Source organism: Streptomyces ferrugineus, from assembly GCF_015160855.1.
Classification (GTDB): domain Bacteria; phylum Actinomycetota; class Actinomycetes; order Streptomycetales; family Streptomycetaceae; genus Streptomyces; species Streptomyces ferrugineus.
The window spans coordinates 5,925,571-5,940,740 of record NZ_CP063373.1 but is presented as its reverse complement, the minus strand read 5'-3'; the positions used below and the strand labels follow the sequence as shown (position 1 = coordinate 5,940,740).

The following is a 15,170-nucleotide window of genomic DNA, read 5'->3' as shown; positions in this document are numbered from 1 at the left end:
GCACGGCCCGGATCAGGGACCTCAGGCCGAGCGGAGCGGCGGCGTCCTGGTGGTGGGTCGGCCCAGGTGGGCGGTGAACCAGTCACGGGCCAGTTCGGCGACCGTGGTCAAGGTGCCGGGTTCCTCGAAGAGATGGGTGGCGCCCGGGACGACGGCCATCCGGTGCTCGCAGTGCATCCGGTCGGCGGCGAGGCGGTTGAGGCTGAGCACCTGTGTGTCACGGCTGCCGACGATGAGCAGCGTCGGGGCCCGTACATGGGTCAGCGCCGCCGGAGTGGCGAGATCGGGGCGGCCGCCCCGGCAGACGACCGAGATGATCCCGGAGCCGGACAGCGCGGCCGCCTCCAGCGCGGCGGCGGCTCCGGTGCTCGCCCCGAAGTAGGCGACGGGCAGGCTGGTCTCCCGCCGCAGCCACACGGCCGCGGAGTGCAGGCGCCGGGCCAGCAGCAGGATGTCGAAGACGTTGTGCCGGTCGTGCGCCTCGTCGTCGGTGAGCAGGTCCAGCAGCAGGGTGGCCAGGCCCGCGCGGTTGAGGGCGGTGGCGACGTACCGGTTGCGCGGGCTGTGCCGGCCGCTGCCGCTGCCGTGCGCGAAGGCCACGACCGCCCGCGCGCCGTCCGGCACGACCAGACGGGCGCCGAGTCGGGCCCCGGCGGCCGGGAGCAGCACCTCGCGGTTCGGCGGCGGCGCGGGCCCGGCGGCGGAGCGGGGCGTGGGGCGGGCGGCGTCGGCGAGCAGCGCCGTGACCTCGGCGTCCTCGATCTGGGTGAAGTCCCGGTACCAGGCGCCCACCGAACCCAGGACCTGCTGGGGCCGGGGACACACGACGTTGTCGGCGACCCTCCGCAGCCGTTCGACGCCGTGCACCGGCCCGACGGGCACGGCCAGCACGACCCGGGCCGCTCCCTGCCCCCGTACGACCCGGCAGGCCGCCTCGGCCGTGGCGCCGGTGGCGAGTCCGTCGTCCACCACGACGGCCGTACGCCCGGCGACCGGCAGCGCGGGCCGCCCCTGCCGGTAGTCGCGCACCCGCCGGTCCAGCTCGGCCCGCTCGGCTGCCTCCACGGCCTCCTGCTCGGCGGCGTCCAGCCCGGCGTCGCCGACCACGTCCCGGTTGAGGACCCGGACCCCGTGCTCGCCGATCGCCCCGAAGGCCCACTCCGGCTGCCAGGGCACGCCCAGCTTGCGCACCACCAGCACGTCCAGCGGGGCACCCAGATGCCGGGCCACCTCCGCCGCGACCGGCATCCCGCCGCGCGGCAGGCCCAGCACCACCACGTCCTGACCGCGCAGCCCGTCCAGCCCCTCGGCCAGCAGCCGCCCGGCCGCCCTGCGGTCGTCGTAACGCATACATCGCCTCCCGCGCCCATCAGGGCGGGAGCCTGTCCCTTCCATCTCAGGCTACGACTGTTCGCCCGCCACCGAGACGCCCCGGGGCCAAACCTGATTGCGAACGCGGCCCCGGTCCCGGCATGGTTCCCCGACACCCGCCCGCGAAGGAGGCGCACCGGTGACCCACGTTCCCCCACCCCGCCTGGCCCTCCTCGGCGGAGGCTTCTCCACCGAGGAGGACGGCCTGCTCGACGACTGGCTCCTGTCGCACGCCCGCACTCCGCGTCCCAGGATCTGCTTCCTGCCCACCGCGAGCGGCGACGCCCCCACGTACGTCGAGAGGTTCCGGGCCGCCTTCCGCACCCGCCCCTCCTGCACGCCCTCCGTCCTGCCGCTGTTCCAGCGGGACCTCGACGACGAGGCGCTGCGCGCGTTCCTGCTCGCCCAGGACGTCGTCTATGTGGGCGGCGGCAACACCGCGAACCTGCTCGCCGTGTGGCGGGTACACGGCGTCGACCGGATCCTGCGCGAGGCTTACGACCGCGGAACGCTGCTGTGCGGCATCAGCGCCGGCGCCAACTGCTGGGCCGAGGCCTCGCACACCGACTCCTTCGGACCGCTGACGTCCCTGCCGGACGGCCTGGGACTGCTGGCCGGGTCGGTCTGCCCGCACTACGACAGCGAACCGGGACGCCGCCCGTCGTACCGGTCGGCGGTACGGAGCGGAGCACTGCCCGCCGGGTGGGCCCTGGACGACGGGACCGGAGCCCTGTTCACCGACGGGCGCCTGACGGAGACGGTGACGCGGGTTCCGGGGGCACAGGTGTACCGGGTGGAGGGCGACGGGGGTGTGCGCGAGCGGGCCCTGCCGTGCCGCCTCCTCGCCCCCGCACCCGAAGCAGGTCCCTGAGCCGACGCCGCCCCCGCGGCCCCGGCACCCGGCACTTGGCGATATCCGGTCGGTACCCGTGGCCGGTTGCCGTGTTCAATCACTCGTACCGCGTCATGCGACACGCCACGCGACGGACGGCCCCACACGCCAGGAGGCATCGTGATCGACGCTCCCGAGCCCGGACTGACCGAACGCGACATCGTCGAACGGGCCGTGCGGCTGCGGCCCGTGCTGCTCGAACGCCAGCCGGAGACGGAACGGCTGACGCACTACCCCAAGGACACCCACGACGACTTCCTGCGGGCCGGTTTCTACCGCATGCTCCAGCCGCGCCGGTACGGCGGCTACGAGTTCGGCCTGCCCACGTTCTACCGCGTGGTCACCGAGATCGCCCGCGGCTGCCCCTCCACCGGCTGGGCCCTGTCGCTCACCGCCGCCCACGTCCTACAGGTCGCGTCGGTCTTCGAGGAGAGGGCACAGGACGAGATCTTCGGCGCCGACGGCGACTTCCGGGCCGCGTCCACGGTCGCGCCCATCGGCGTCGCCCAGCCCGACGGCGACGGCCATGTCGTCCTCGACGGCACCTGGCCGTACTCCTCGGGCGCCCCCTACTCCACGCACTACGTCGGTCAGACCCTGCGCGCCCCGGACCGGCCCGGCGCCCCGCCGGGACCGCCGGTGCTGTTCGTCGCCCCGCGCTCGGTGTGGACCGTGCTCGACGACTGGCACGGCGTCCTCGGGCTGCGCGGCACCGGCTCCAACAGCATCCACATGGAACAGGCCCGCATCCCCGCGTACCTCACCCGCGAGGCGAGCCTGCTCGACCTGCCCGTCGAGGGCGGCAGCGTCGGCTCCGAACTGCACGGCAACCCCCTGTACGCCGGCCGGGCACCGAGCTTCTTCCACGGCGAACTGGCCGCCATCATGATCGGCACCGCCTACGCCGCCGCGGACGAGTACGCCCGCGCGATCTCCGCCCGCCCCCTCGTCCTCGAACCCGACCGCACCCGCGCCGACCTCCACGACTACCAGCGGCATCTGGGCGAGGCCCTCGGCGTGATCCACATGGCCGAGGCCGCGCTGCGACGCACCGCCGAGGAATGGATGGAGACCTGCCACCGCAACGCCACCGGCGGTGAGCCCTTCACGATCGCCGACGACAACCGCCTCGCGCTGATGTTCCTGAACGCCGGTCGGATGACCTGGGACGTTCTGCAGGGCACCCTCTTCCGCACGGTCGGCTCACGGCACGCCCGCGACGGCGAGCGCATGCAGCGCTACTTCCGGGACGCGGCGACGTACTGGACGCATGTGGGCCCCAGCATGGCCGAGCCCCTCGCCCGCCGGGTCGGCTGCGACCGCCTCGGCCTCCCGTCCGACCACATTCCGCTGATCCCTTGACCTGCGGACAACGGATGCCCGACCTGTGGACAGCCATAGGAATGCTCCAGTCCGGATCGGGTACGCGAGCAGGGCCGCGCCGGGGCCTGGCCACCCCGCGATCACGCCTCGGACGGACCGCACTACCGCCGCTGACAGGGGAACTGCCATGGACACACCCGCGAACGACTACACCGCCACACCGGCCCGGCGGGCGCTGGACGCGCTGGCCGACAACACCGAGGACAGCGCGGCGCTGGACACGCTCGCGAGCAGCGATGTCCTCGTCCCCGTGCCCGACGACGTGGGCGAGGCGGACGCCACCGACCCCGGTGCCGTGGCGCTGCCGGTCATCGAGCGGCCGGGCGGTGAGCCGGTCGTCCCGGTGTTCACCTCCGAGCCCGCGATGGCCGAGTTGCTGCCCTACATCTCCCGCTACCGCCTGGTCCCGCTGGGCGCACTCGCCTCCCAGTGGCCGGCCGAGGACCTGGCCCTCACCATAGACGCCGGCTCCGAACACCCCCTGACCCTGACCTCGGAGGGGGTACGGACCCTGCTGGCGCGACCGTAGCGCCCGAGGAGCGACCCGGGCGACCACACGCCACGAAGGGGATGAGCGGCCGCATGGGATGCCGCTCATCCCTTTCGTGCCTTCAGGGAAGGAGGCCACGCGGCCTCGCGGACACCGGGCCTCGTGGACACCGAGCCTCATGGACACCGGGGAGAAGGTCGGCCGGAACTGCTCCCTGTCACAGGGTGGTTCGGCCGTATGGAAAGGGAAGATCCCACCGGGAGGACCGACGCGAAGGGGTGGGGGGCCGTCTTGAGGGTCGTCCTGCTCGGCACCGCCGCCGGAGGCGGCTTCCCACGCTGGAACTGCGCCTGTGTGCGGTGCGACGCCGCCCGTGACGGCAAGCTGCCCGCCCGCGGCCCGGAGTGCGCCGCCGTCACCGGCAACTCCCGCGACTGGTGGCTGCTGAACACCTCGCCGGACCTGCGCACCCAGCTCACCGCCGTGGCCGCCCTGTGGCCCGGCCCCCGTCACACCCCGGTACGGGGCGTGCTGCTGACCGACGCCGAGGCCGACCATGTGGCGGGCCTGGCCGTGCTGCGCGATGCCGCGGGGCTGAAGACCTACGCCGCTCCACCGGTGCTCGCCGCCCTGGGCCCGGCGCGGGCGGCACTCGACCGGCAGGCCCCGTGGGAGTGGGCGGACAGTCTGGCGGAGGGCGGGTTCGTGCTGGCCGGCGGCCTGGTCGTCACGGCGCATCCGGTCGCCGGGAGGGCCCCGGCGTATGTGCCGGCCCGGAGCTCGGATCGGCGCTGGGTGAGCGTGTACCGCATCGAGGCCTGGCCACCGGGCGGGTCCTGGTGTACGCACCTCGCGTGAGCACCTGGTCCCCGCTGCTGGACGACCTGATCGCCACGGCGGACTGCGTCGTCCTGGACGGCACCCACTTCGCGGGTGACGAGCCGGCGCGGGCCGGGCGCCACCTGCCCGTCTCGGGGCCGGCCGGCACCCTGACCGCCCTGGCCCGGCACCCGCACGCCCGCCGGATCTACACCCACCTCGCCGACACCAACCCCCTGCTCGACCCGGGCTCGGCGGCCCGGGCACAGGTGGCGCGGGCGGGTGTCGAAGTGCTGCCCGACGGCGTGGAGCTCGGGCTCTGACCGCCGTCGGCCGTCAGCCGCCGAGCATCCGGGCCAGCGCCTCGCGCTGCAACGGCAGGACCTCGGCGTGCAGGTCACGCCCCTTGCGGGTGAGGGTGACGAACACGCCGCGCCGGTCCTCCGCGCACACGGAACGCTCCAGCAGGCCGTCCTTCTCCAGCCGGCCGATCAGCCGCGACAGCGCGCTCTGGCTGAGATGCACCCGGCCGGCGAGGTTCTGCACCCGGCACTGCCCGCCCTCCTCGGGCGTCGCCGACACGAGGATGTCGAGCACCTCGAAGTCGCTCGCGCCCAGGCCGTGCGGATGCAGGACCCGGTCGATCTCACACATGGTGCGCGCGTGCACCGACAGGATGTCCCGCCACCGTTCCTCGAGCCCCGCGTCGGCCGTTTTCGCTGCCATATCCGCACGGTAACACCGATTCGGCCATTTGTTGCCCGTGCAACTAGTGCGCGCGCAAGAGACGGGGTACGGCGAGCCGGTCCGGGGCTCAGCCGGTCGGGTCCTGGAGCAGCCCGACGAGATTGCCGTCGGCGTCCTTCACGGAGGCGATCAGCCTGCCGCCACCGACGTCGTGCACGTCCTGCAGCGGCTCGGCGCCCGCCTCCAGCAGGGCCGCGTGGGTCGCCCGGATGTCGGCCACGTGCCAGTAGGGCACCGGGCCGGTCATGCCCTTGGCGTGCCCGTTGGGGTCCAGGCCGACGTCCTGTCCGGCGTCCTTGTAGCCGACGTAGTACGGCTCGTCCGCATACGGCTCCGTCCGCAGCAGGGCGCCGAACAGGGCCTTCGCCCGGTCGAGGTCCTTGACGGGGTAGATGATCGTGCTGACTCCGGCGGTCATGACGTCCTCCTGACGTGATCTGCGCCGACGGTTCTCGTCGGTGGTTTCACGCTAGGACGGGGAGCGGCGGGCGGCTTCTCGATTCCTGACCGGTCGCGGCCCGCTCGCTCCCCGCACGCCGTCACGTCGAATCGCGCTTCACCAGCTCCGTCGGCAGGATCACCGCCGCCGGGTCCTCCCCGCCGATCTGCGCGAGCAGCAGCCGCACCATCTCGGCGCTGATGCGGTCGTAGGGCTGGTGGATCGTGGTGAGGGCGGGCTTGGCCTCGGTCGCCGCGGCCGAGTCGTCGAAGCCGCCCACGGCGACGTCCTCGGGCACCCGGCGGCCCGCCCGGCGCAGCGCCGCCAGGGCGCCCTGTGCCATCAGGTCGGAGGCCACGAACACGGCGTCCAGGTCCGGGGCCTGCGCCAGCAGCCGCTCGGCGCCCTCCTCGCCGCTGGCCCGGCTGTAGTCGCCGGAGACGATGAGCCGCTCGTCGATCTCGACGCCCGCCTCCGTGAGCACCTCCTTGTACCCGGCGAGACGGTCGACACCGCCCGGCGTGTCCAGCGGGCCGCTGACCACGCCGATCCGGCGGCGGCCCAGCGACAGCAGGTGGCGCACCATGTCACGGGCGCCGTCGCGGTCGTCCGCCGCCACATAGCTCACCTTGGAGCCGGGCCCCATGGGCTTGCCGCACTGCACGAGGGGCACACCGGCCTCGCGCAGCTCCTCGGCGACCCGGTCACCGGAGTGGCTGGAGACCAGCAGCACCCCGTCGACATGACCGGCGGTGATGTACCGCGTTATGCGTCGCCGTTCGTCCTTCGTGCCCGCCAGCATCAGCAGCAGCGGGATGTCGTGCGCGGCGAGCGCCTGCGTGCAACCGCTCAGCAGGACGTTGAAGTTGGGGTCCTCGAAGAACCTCTCCTGCGGCTCGGTCAGCAGGAAGCCGACCGAGTCCGAACGCCCCGTGATCAGCGAGCGGGCATGCCGGTTGACGACGTAACCGGTCTTGCGGATCGCCGCGTTGACCGCCTCCTGGGCGGCCGGGCTGACGTAGTGCCCGCCGTTGAGCACGCGCGAGACGGTGCCCCGTGAGACTCCGGCCACGCGCGCCACGTCGTGGATCGTCGGCGGCCTGCGTCGGCCCCCCGTGTTGCTCATGGTCATGACTTTACGGCCCCGGAGAGCAGATCCAGGCTCCAGAACCGCTGGATGACCAGGAAGAGCGCGACCAGCGGGATGACCGCGAGGAACGCGCCGGTGATCACCAGCGTGTACAGCGCCGGAGTGTTGGCACCCTGTTCGAGGAGCGTGAACAGACCCAGCGTGATCGGGAACTTCTCGTCGTCGCTGAGCATGATGTACGGCAGCAGGAAGTTGTTCCAGATCGCCACGAACTGGAACAGGAACACGGTGACCATGCCGGGCACCATCATCGGCAGCGCCACCCTGGTGAAGATCCGCCACTCGCCCGCCCCGTCCATCCGCCCGGCCTCGACGACGTCGGCGGGGACGGCCGCGCTCGCGTAGATCCGCGAGAGGTAGACGCCGTACGGCGAGAGGATCTGCGGCAGCAGCACACCCAGGTACGCGTCCGTCAGGTCGGCCTTCGCCAGCAGCAGGTACTGCGGGACGGCGAGGATGACCGGCGGCATCAGCACGCCCGCGAGCAGCGTGTTGAAGATCGCCTCGCGGCCCGGGAAGCGGTAGACGGCCAGCGCATAGCCGCTGAACGCCGAGACGAGCGTCGACAGCAGGGCGCCGAGACCGGCGTACAGAGCGGAGTTGCCCATCCACTGCCAGTACACGCCGTCGCGGTAGGCGTTCAGGTCCGAGACGTTGTCCGCGAAGCCGGTGCCCGGCAGGAAGGTGAACGTGGCGAACAGCTCGCTGCCGGACTTCGTCGCCGCGATCACCACCCACGCCACGGGCAGCAGGCAGTAGAGCGCGCCGAGCAGCAGAGCGGCGGTCGGCACCAGCGCGATCCGGCGGCGCAGCGGCGGTCGGCTCCGGGCGGCGCCGGGCGTGACACCCGCGGCCGTGTCGGCCTTGCCGACGGCGAGGGAGCTCATCGGGCTGCCTCCTGCTTGTTACGACGGTTGGCGACCCGCAGGAATCCGAAGGACAGCAGCAGCGTGGCCACGGCGATGATCGTCGCCTGGGCGGCCGCCGCGTGGATGTCGCCCTTGCCGAAGGCGTCCTGGTACACCTTCATCAGCGGACTCCAGGTCGTGGACACGGAGTTGGTGAGCGGCTTCAGGGTGGTCGGCTCGTTGAACACCTGGAGCGTGGCGATGATCGAGAAGAAGAAGGTCAGCACCAGCGAGGGCGCCACCATCGGGATCTTGATCCGCAGCGCGATCTGCAGCGGGGTGGCGCCGTCCAGCTTCGCCGCCTCGTACACCTCGGCCGGAATGGCCTGGAGTGAGGTGTAGATGACGATCATGTTGAAGCCGGTGCCGCCCCACACCGCGATGTTGGAGAGGGCGAGATACAGCGGACCGCCGTCCAGCAGGTCCGGCTGCGGAAGGCCCAGCTTCTCCAGCACGAAGTAGAACGGGCTGACGTCCGGCAGGTACAGAAAGCCCCACAGCAGCGCGGCCACCACGCCCGGGATGGCGTACGGCAGGAAGATCGCGAGCCGGGTGAAGGGCGCGAGGCGCACCTTGTCGGAGTCCAGCATCAGCGCGAACAGCAGGGCCAGGCCCAGCATCACCGGCACCACGATGCAGCCGTAGCCGAGGACGCGCAGCGCGCCGTTGACCAGCTCACTGTCGGTGAGGGCGTCCGTGTAGTTCTCCAGGCCGGCCCAGACCTCCTTACGAGCGCCGGAACCGAGGCCGAGCCCGGAGACCTTCACCTTGCGGAAGCTGAGCCAGATCGCGTAGCCGATGGGCAGGGCGAAGAAGAGGAGGAAGAGGACGGCTGCGGGGAGGAGGAAGGCGTACGGGGCCCCCTTCACCCCGTACGCCTTCCGGCTTGCGGTGGTCACTCGGCGACCTCGAAGCCCTGCTTCTCGAGGTCGGCGACCGTGTCGTCCTGCATGGTCTTCAGCGCGGCGGCGAAGTCCGACTTGTCCTTGGCGGCCTTGCCGAAGGCGTCCTTGAAGGTCGTGTAGGCGACGTTCACGTTGGGGCCCCAGGCGGACGGGGCGGTGGTCTTCGCGATCTCGGCGGCCTTGGTGTAGAAGTCCGACTGGTTCGAGAAGTAGTCCGGCGGGGTGGCGAAGGCGCCGCTGGTCTGGGCGTTCGTGGCGGCCGGGTAGATGCCGCTCTCCTTGGCCAGCGCCTGGAGGGCGGCGTCGTCGGTGTTCAGCCAGGCGGCGAACTTCGCGGCGGCCGCCTTGTGCCCCGAGTCGGTGGTGACGGCGGTGGAGGAGCCGCCCCAGCTGCCGGTGACGTTCTGCGACTCGGACCACTGGGGGAGCGGGGCCATGGCCCACTTGCCCTTGGTGTCGGGCGCGGCCGTGGTCAGCGTGCCCGGGGCCCACACCGCGCTGACCCAGGCGATCTGCTTGCCGGTGTTCAGCGCCTTGTTCCAGGCCGGCGTGTACATGGGCTGGTTGTCGATGGCGCCCTCCTTGACGAGGTCGCCCCAGAACCCCGCGACCTTCTGGGAGGCGGCGTCGTCGATGCCGACCTTCCACTTCTCGCCGGAGGTCGTCCACCACTTGGCGCCGGCCTGCTGGGCGAGGCCCGCGAAGAGGCCGGAGTCATTGGCGGAGAACGTGGTCAGGTCCGTGTCCGGGGCCTTCTTCTTCAGCGCCCGGGCCGTCTCGGCGAACTCCTCCCAGGTGGCCGGGACCGACAGGCCGTACTTCTCGAACAGGTCCTCGCGGTAGTAGAACATCATCGGCCCGATGTCCTGGGGGACCGCGTACACCGCGTCCGTGCCCAGCGTGGTCTGCTGCCAGACGCCGTCGGCGAACTTGCCCTTGGCGTCGCCGACTTCGCTCGCTATGTCCGCGACCGCGTCATTGCTGACCAGTGTCGGCAGCGCCTGGTACTCGGCCTGCACCAGGTCCGGGGCCTTGCCGGCCTTGTGCGCGGTGAGGATCTTGGTGACCAGCGTGTCGCCGGACGCCTGCTTCTTCACCGTGACCGTGATCCGGTCCTTCTTGCCCTGGCCCTTGTTCCACAGGTCGACGACCTTGTCCATGCCGGGCGTCCAGGTCCAGTACGTCAGCGAGACGGGGCCGGACTCGGTCTCGCTGTCGTCCTCGGAGCCGCACGCGGCGAGGGCGGTGGCGCCGAGGGCGACGGCGACGGACACAGCAACACTTCTGACAAAGGGCCGCCGGCGCTTCGTGATGGGCATGGATCTCTCCCCTGACCTGGGGTCTCCGCCCGTTGCGAAGACCTGCCATGCTTCTGTGAGCGTTCACAGTAGAGAAACATCCCGGACACTTGTCAATGGTTGTTGCTGTGCGGTTATGTTGGGCTCGCACCGCCGATCGAGTGTGTGCACGTTCCCAAATGATCGACTCAAACGGGAGAGATCCATGCCGGAGACCACCCCCAGGGGCCTGACCGGGCTCGCCTTCGGTGGGGACTACAACCCCGAGCAGTGGCCGGAAGACGTCTGGCGGGAGGACGTCCGGCTGATGCGCGAGGCCGGCGTCACGATGGTGAGTGTCGGGATCTTCTCCTGGGCCCTGCTGGAACCCTCACCCGGGGTGTACGACTTCGGGTGGCTCGACCGCGTCCTCGACCTGCTGCACGAGCACGGCATCCGCGTCGACCTGGGCACCCCCACCGTGTGCCCGCCGGTGTGGTTCTACCGGGCCCACCCCGAGGCCCTGCCCGTCACGGCGGACGGCGTGCGCCACGAGTTCGGCTCCCGCGCCGCGATCTGCCACAGCAACGCCGACTACCGGGCGGCGGCCGCCACCATCACCACCAAGCTCGCCGAACGCTACGGTGACCACCCGGCCCTCGCGATGTGGCACGTGCACAACGAGTACGGCGTCCCCGTCTCGGCCTGCTACTGCGACTCCTGCGCCGCCCACTTCCGCCGCTGGCTGGCGGCGACTCACGAGACCGTCGACGCGGTCAACGAGGCCTGGGGCACCGCCTTCTGGGGCCAGCGTTACGCGAACTTGGAGGAGATCAACCCGCCGCGCACGACCCCGACGTCGGTCAACCCGGCCCAGGCACTGGACTACAAGCGGTTCGCCGACGCCACGATGCGCGAGAACTTCCGTATGGAGCGGGACATCCTGCACCGCCTCTCGCCCGGTGTCCCGGTCACCACCAACTTCATGACGGCCCTCAGCCAGTGCGACTCCGTCGACTACTGGGCCTGGGGCCGTGAGGTCGACATCGTCACCAACGACCACTACCTGATCACCGACGGCCGCCGCACCCACGTCAACCTCGCCATGGCCGCCGACCTCACCCGCTCGGTGGCCGGGGGAGCGCCCTGGATCCTCCTGGAGCACTCCACCTCGGGCGTCAACTGGCAGCCCCGCAACCCCGCCAAGGCCCCCGGCCAGATGGCCCGCAACTCCCTCGGCCATGTCGCGCGCGGCTCCGAGGGCGCCATGTTCTTCCAGTGGCGCCAGTCCCGGCGCGGCGCCGAGAAGTTCCACTCGGCGATGGTCCCGCACGGCGGCACGGACACGCGTGTATGGCGCGAGGTGGTCGAACTCGGCGCCGCCCTCGACTCGTTGAGCCCTCTGCGCGGCACCCGCACCCGGGCCGACGTGGCGATGCTGTGGGACTGGAACTCCTGGTGGGCGCAGAACCTCGACTGGCGCCCCAGCGAGGACCACGACCCGCGCGAGCGCGCCGACGCCTTCTACGAGGTGCTCTACGACCGCCACCTCACGGTCGACTTCGCCCACCCGGAAGCCGACTTGTCGGCCCATCCCCTTGTCGTCGTGCCGGCCCTGTACCTGATGACGGAGGCGGCCGGCCGTAATCTGCGCCGGTACGTCGAGAACGGCGGCACCCTCGTCGTGTCGTACTTCTCCGGCATCGTCGACGAGCACGACGCCGTGCACGAGGGCGCCTACCCCGGGCCGCTGCGAGACGTCCTCGGCCTGACGATCGAGGAGTTCTCCCCGCTGCTCCAGGACCAGCTGGTGCGCATCACCGGCCCCGACGGCTCCGAGCTGAGCGGCGACGTGTGGACGGAGTTCGTCGTCCCGCGCGGTGCCGAGACCGTCTGGACCTACGCCGACGGACTGACCGCCGGCCACCCGGCCGTCACCCGGCACCGCCTCGGCGAGGGCACCGCCTGGTACGTCTCCACCCGCCTGGGCGTCGAGGGCCTCGACGCGCTGCTCGGCTGGGCGATCGAGGACGCCCAGGTCGCACCGCGTGCCGACCTTCCCCGCGATGTCGAGGTGGTGCGCCGCGCCGGTGAGTCGGGCAGCTTCCTGTTCGCGATCAACCACACCGACTCCGACGCCAAGGTGCCGCTGGAGGCGCCCGGCACCGAGCTGTTGACCGGTGAACGCGCCGCGGGCCGCCTCGAGGTCCCCGCCGGAGCCGTCCGGGTCGTGCGACTCGACGGCTGAGCCGACTCCCCTCCGCCCGCGCGTGCCGCGAGCCGCGGGCGGAGGGGCCGCCCCCCATCCCCACGTCGAAGGGACGACGGACGACGATGTTCCATCCCAGACGCACCCTCAAAGCCCTGCTGCCGCCGCTCACCGCGGGGCTCGCTCTCACCGCCCTGCCGGCGCAGACCGCCTCGGCGGCCGACACGCTCACCAACGGCGGCTTCGAGTCCGACGGCGCCGGCGCGGCCACACCGGCCGGCTGGTCGGAATACGGCTCGACCGCCGCCTCCTTCTCGGAGTCCGGTGGCCGCAGCGGGAGTCACCGGCTGAGCCACTGGGCGTCCTCCGCTTACAAGGTGGAGACGTACCAGTACCTGTCGGGGCTGACCAACGGCAACTACAAGCTCACCGCGTGGGTTCGCTCCGGCGGCGGCCAGAACTCGGCGTACATAGCCCTGAAGAACTGCGGCGGCGCCGAGCAGCGCACCGACCTCCCCGTCTCGGCGAGCGGCTGGATCCGTATCGTCGTGCCGGTCAATGTGACCAGCAACCAGTGCACGATCAGCATCAACAGTGACGCGAACGCGGGCAACTGGATCAATGTCGACGACCTGACCTTCGCGTCCGGCACGTCCGGCACCTCGATCCACGGCGCCGACATCTCCTCCCTCGCCAAGAGCGAGGCCAAGGGCGGCGTCTACAGGACCGCCTCCGGCAGCACCGGCGACGCGGTCACCATCCTGAGGAACGCCGGCATGAACTACGCGCGCCTGAAAGTCTGGGTCAACCCGGCCGACGGCTACAACAACAAGACGCGTGTCCTCGCCATGGCCAAGCGCGTCAAGGCGGCCGGCATGAAACTGCTGGTCGACTTCCACTACTCGGACACCTGGGCCGACCCGGGCGCGCAGTCCAAGCCGGCCGCCTGGTCCAGTCACTCGTACAGTCAACTCAAGACCGATGTGTACAACCACACGTACGACGTGTTGAACGCGTTGAAGGCTCAAGGCACCACGGCCGACATGGTCCAGGTGGGCAATGAGATCAACGGCGGCATGCTGTGGAACGAGGGCTCCACGAGCAACTGGTCGCAGCTCGCCGGTCTGCTCAACTCCGGCTACGACGCGGTCAAGGCGGTCAACCCGTCCACCACGGTCGCCCTGCACCTCGCCAAGGGCGGCGACCTGTCCGGCACCCGCTGGTGGTTCGACAGCGCGGTCGCGAACGGCGTGAAGTTCGACGCGATCGGCCTGTCGTTCTACGGCTACTGGCACGGCTCGCTCCACGACTTCCAGACGACCCTGGACGACGCGGCCGCCCGCTACGGCAAGCCGGTCTTCGTCGCCGAGACGGCGTACCCGTTCCGTCTGGACAGCGAGGACGCGCACGAGGAGATCATCAACACCACCGGTGAACTGGTCGCCGGCTACCCGGCGAACACGGCCGGGCAGCGCCGGTGGATGAACGACGTCACGAGCATCGTGGAGGCCGTCCCGAACGGCCGTGGCCTCGGCGTCTTCTACTGGGAGGCGACCTGGACCGCCGTCACGGGCAACGGCTGGGACCCGACCGACCCCTCCTCCGGCAACGGCTGGGAGAACCAGGCCCTGTTCGGCTACGACGACAAGGCGCTCTCGTCGATGGCGTGGTTCAGCCACCGGTGAGGCCACGCCGTTGAGGCTGCGTGACCGCGTGACCGCGTGACCGCGTGACCAAAGGGCCCGGCCGTGCTCCTGCGGCCGGGCCCCGCGTCCATCGTGACAATCGCCTTGTGTCGTACGGCCGTTCGGTACTGGCCAAGCCGCGAAGAGTCCCGGACACGACGGTCCCGGCTGCGGGACAGTGGGGGAACGCCCCACGACACGGCCCGACGGAGGGGGACGAGATGCTGAGGACTCCCGCCGGCCGGCGGCGGCTGGACATTCTGGAATGGCTCAAGGACCCGGTCGCGCACTTCCCGGACCAGGGACACGCCGACCCGGTCGAGGACGGTGTCACCGCGGACGCCGTCGCCGGGAAGCTCGGCCTGTCGCTCGAGGCCGCCGAGACCCACCTCGCTCTCCTCGTGAACATCGGCCTGCTGCGCACCAAGCGGATCGGGCCGTGCGTGCACTATCGGCGGGACGAGATGCGGATCGCCGAGGTGGCGCGGATGTTCGAGAAGGGCTGGTAGCCGCAGTACGGCACCCTCCCCAGGGCGTGACTCCGTCTCGTGCGGAGCAGCAAGTCATGCGCGATGATGCGAGGCGGCCCAGGATCGCTGTGAACAGGCGGACGTCGCCATCGCCTGATTCCGGCCCAGACGTGGCAGCCCCATGCCGCGTCTCCGCGATCTGGAAGGACCCGAATGCCGATCGTTCTCATCTCCCCCGAGTTCACACAGGAGCAGTGCTCGCACACATCTCGGGACAGGGCGAGAGAACCTTCCGCGTCGTCGACGTCTGGGAGTCCGAGGAGGCCCTCAACCGCTTCGCCGAGATCCTCGTTCCCATCCTCCGTGAGGCCGGTGTCGAGGGCGACCCGGAGGTGTATCCGGCACTCACATATGTGTCCGCCTAA

At 71.1% G+C, this 15,170-nt stretch carries 16 protein-coding genes; 9 read left to right on the top strand and 7 right to left on the bottom strand.

Going from position 1 to position 15,170, the window contains the following annotated elements; translation table 11 throughout:
* Positions 1 to 21 precede the first annotated feature (21 nt).
* Complete coding sequence (locus IM697_RS26835; RefSeq protein ID WP_194038674.1) at positions 22 to 1,350, bottom strand: phosphoribosyltransferase family protein; 1,329 nt, start codon at positions 1,348 to 1,350, stop codon at positions 22 to 24.
* 160 nt (positions 1,351 to 1,510) lie between these two features.
* On the opposite strand from IM697_RS26835, the gene IM697_RS26830 reads away from it, so the two are divergent.
* The 5 genes from IM697_RS26830 (at position 1,511) to IM697_RS44995 (ending at position 5,278) form a co-directional block, all read left to right on the top strand.
* Entirely contained in the window at positions 1,511 to 2,242 is a 732-nt protein-coding gene (locus IM697_RS26830; protein ID WP_194038673.1) for a Type 1 glutamine amidotransferase-like domain-containing protein, read from the top strand.
* Positions 2,243 to 2,383: 141 nt separating this feature from the next.
* Positions 2,384 to 3,625 carry an acyl-CoA dehydrogenase family protein gene (locus IM697_RS26825; RefSeq protein WP_194038672.1) on the top strand — a complete coding sequence of 414 codons (1,242 nt, stop codon included), beginning with the start codon at positions 2,384 to 2,386 and terminating at the stop codon, positions 3,623 to 3,625.
* A gap of 148 nt (positions 3,626 to 3,773) precedes the next feature.
* Complete coding sequence (locus tag IM697_RS26820) at positions 3,774 to 4,175, top strand: SseB family protein (protein ID WP_194038671.1); 402 nt, start codon at positions 3,774 to 3,776, stop codon at positions 4,173 to 4,175.
* A gap of 252 nt (positions 4,176 to 4,427) precedes the next feature.
* Entirely contained in the window at positions 4,428 to 4,994 is a 567-nt protein-coding gene (locus IM697_RS26815; protein WP_228044181.1) for an MBL fold metallo-hydrolase, read from the top strand.
* A complete protein-coding gene (locus IM697_RS44995) occupies positions 4,991 to 5,278 on the top strand; it encodes an MBL fold metallo-hydrolase (RefSeq protein WP_228044180.1) in 288 nt (95 codons plus the stop codon). The genes IM697_RS26815 and IM697_RS44995 overlap by 4 nt, the downstream gene beginning before the upstream one ends.
* 13 nt (positions 5,279 to 5,291) lie before the next feature.
* Here the strand turns inward: IM697_RS44995 and IM697_RS26810 are convergent, their stop codons facing one another.
* From IM697_RS26810 to IM697_RS26785, 6 genes are all read right to left on the bottom strand, one after another.
* On the bottom strand, positions 5,292 to 5,681 hold the full coding sequence (locus IM697_RS26810) for a MarR family winged helix-turn-helix transcriptional regulator (RefSeq protein ID WP_194038670.1): 390 nt from the start codon (positions 5,679 to 5,681) through the stop codon (positions 5,292 to 5,294).
* 88 nt (positions 5,682 to 5,769) lie between these two features.
* Positions 5,770 to 6,120: a VOC family protein gene (locus IM697_RS26805; RefSeq protein ID WP_194038669.1), complete on the bottom strand. Its 351-nt coding sequence runs from the start codon at positions 6,118 to 6,120 to the stop codon at positions 5,770 to 5,772.
* A 121-nt stretch (positions 6,121 to 6,241) separates the two neighbouring features.
* Positions 6,242 to 7,273, bottom strand: a complete 1,032-nt coding sequence (locus tag IM697_RS26800) for a LacI family DNA-binding transcriptional regulator (RefSeq protein ID WP_194038668.1) — start codon at positions 7,271 to 7,273, stop codon at positions 6,242 to 6,244.
* Positions 7,270 to 8,178 carry a carbohydrate ABC transporter permease gene (locus IM697_RS26795; protein ID WP_194038667.1) on the bottom strand — a complete coding sequence of 303 codons (909 nt, stop codon included), beginning with the start codon at positions 8,176 to 8,178 and terminating at the stop codon, positions 7,270 to 7,272. Before IM697_RS26795 ends, IM697_RS26800 begins: the two co-directional genes overlap by 4 nt.
* The gene (locus tag IM697_RS26790; RefSeq protein WP_194038666.1) at positions 8,175 to 9,098 is read right to left on the bottom strand and encodes a carbohydrate ABC transporter permease; all 924 of its coding nucleotides are present in this window, start codon (positions 9,096 to 9,098) and stop codon (positions 8,175 to 8,177) included. The genes IM697_RS26795 and IM697_RS26790 overlap by 4 nt, the downstream gene beginning before the upstream one ends.
* A complete protein-coding gene (locus IM697_RS26785) occupies positions 9,095 to 10,423 on the bottom strand; it encodes an ABC transporter substrate-binding protein (protein WP_194038665.1) in 1,329 nt (442 codons plus the stop codon). Before IM697_RS26785 ends, IM697_RS26790 begins: the two co-directional genes overlap by 4 nt.
* Before the next feature lie 184 nt (positions 10,424 to 10,607).
* Here IM697_RS26785 and IM697_RS26780 point away from each other — a divergent pair, with 184 nt between their 5' ends.
* From IM697_RS26780 to IM697_RS26765, 4 genes are all read left to right on the top strand, one after another.
* The gene (locus tag IM697_RS26780; RefSeq protein ID WP_194038664.1) at positions 10,608 to 12,629 is read left to right on the top strand and encodes a beta-galactosidase; all 2,022 of its coding nucleotides are present in this window, start codon (positions 10,608 to 10,610) and stop codon (positions 12,627 to 12,629) included.
* Between the two features lie 86 nt (positions 12,630 to 12,715).
* Positions 12,716 to 14,275, top strand: a complete 1,560-nt coding sequence (locus IM697_RS26775; RefSeq protein ID WP_194038663.1) for a glycoside hydrolase family 53 protein — start codon at positions 12,716 to 12,718, stop codon at positions 14,273 to 14,275.
* A 221-nt stretch (positions 14,276 to 14,496) separates the two neighbouring features.
* Positions 14,497 to 14,784, top strand: a complete 288-nt coding sequence (locus tag IM697_RS26770) for a helix-turn-helix domain-containing protein (protein WP_194038662.1) — start codon at positions 14,497 to 14,499, stop codon at positions 14,782 to 14,784.
* Positions 14,785 to 14,999: 215 nt separating this feature from the next.
* A complete protein-coding gene (locus IM697_RS26765) occupies positions 15,000 to 15,170 on the top strand; it encodes a hypothetical protein (protein ID WP_194038661.1) in 171 nt (56 codons plus the stop codon).

Bases quoted from the DNA above. Each gene is read 5' to 3' on its own strand.
- IM697_RS26785 (WP_194038665.1), bottom strand. From the start codon at position 10,423: ATGCCCATCACGAAGCGCCGGCGGCCCTTTGTCAGAAGTGTTGCTGTG.
- IM697_RS26820 (WP_194038671.1), top strand. From the start codon at position 3,774: ATGGACACACCCGCGAACGACTACACCGCCACACCGGCCCGGCGGGCG.
- IM697_RS26835 (WP_194038674.1), bottom strand. From the start codon at position 1,350: ATGCGTTACGACGACCGCAGGGCGGCCGGGCGGCTGCTGGCCGAGGGG.
- IM697_RS26780 (WP_194038664.1), top strand. From the start codon at position 10,608: ATGCCGGAGACCACCCCCAGGGGCCTGACCGGGCTCGCCTTCGGTGGG.
- IM697_RS26795 (WP_194038667.1), bottom strand. From the start codon at position 8,178: ATGAGCTCCCTCGCCGTCGGCAAGGCCGACACGGCCGCGGGTGTCACG.
- IM697_RS26810 (WP_194038670.1), bottom strand. From the start codon at position 5,681: ATGGCAGCGAAAACGGCCGACGCGGGGCTCGAGGAACGGTGGCGGGAC.
- IM697_RS26770 (WP_194038662.1), top strand. From the start codon at position 14,497: ATGCTGAGGACTCCCGCCGGCCGGCGGCGGCTGGACATTCTGGAATGG.
- IM697_RS26805 (WP_194038669.1), bottom strand. From the start codon at position 6,120: ATGACCGCCGGAGTCAGCACGATCATCTACCCCGTCAAGGACCTCGAC.
- IM697_RS26775 (WP_194038663.1), top strand. From the start codon at position 12,716: ATGTTCCATCCCAGACGCACCCTCAAAGCCCTGCTGCCGCCGCTCACC.
- IM697_RS26800 (WP_194038668.1), bottom strand. From the start codon at position 7,273: ATGACCATGAGCAACACGGGGGGCCGACGCAGGCCGCCGACGATCCAC.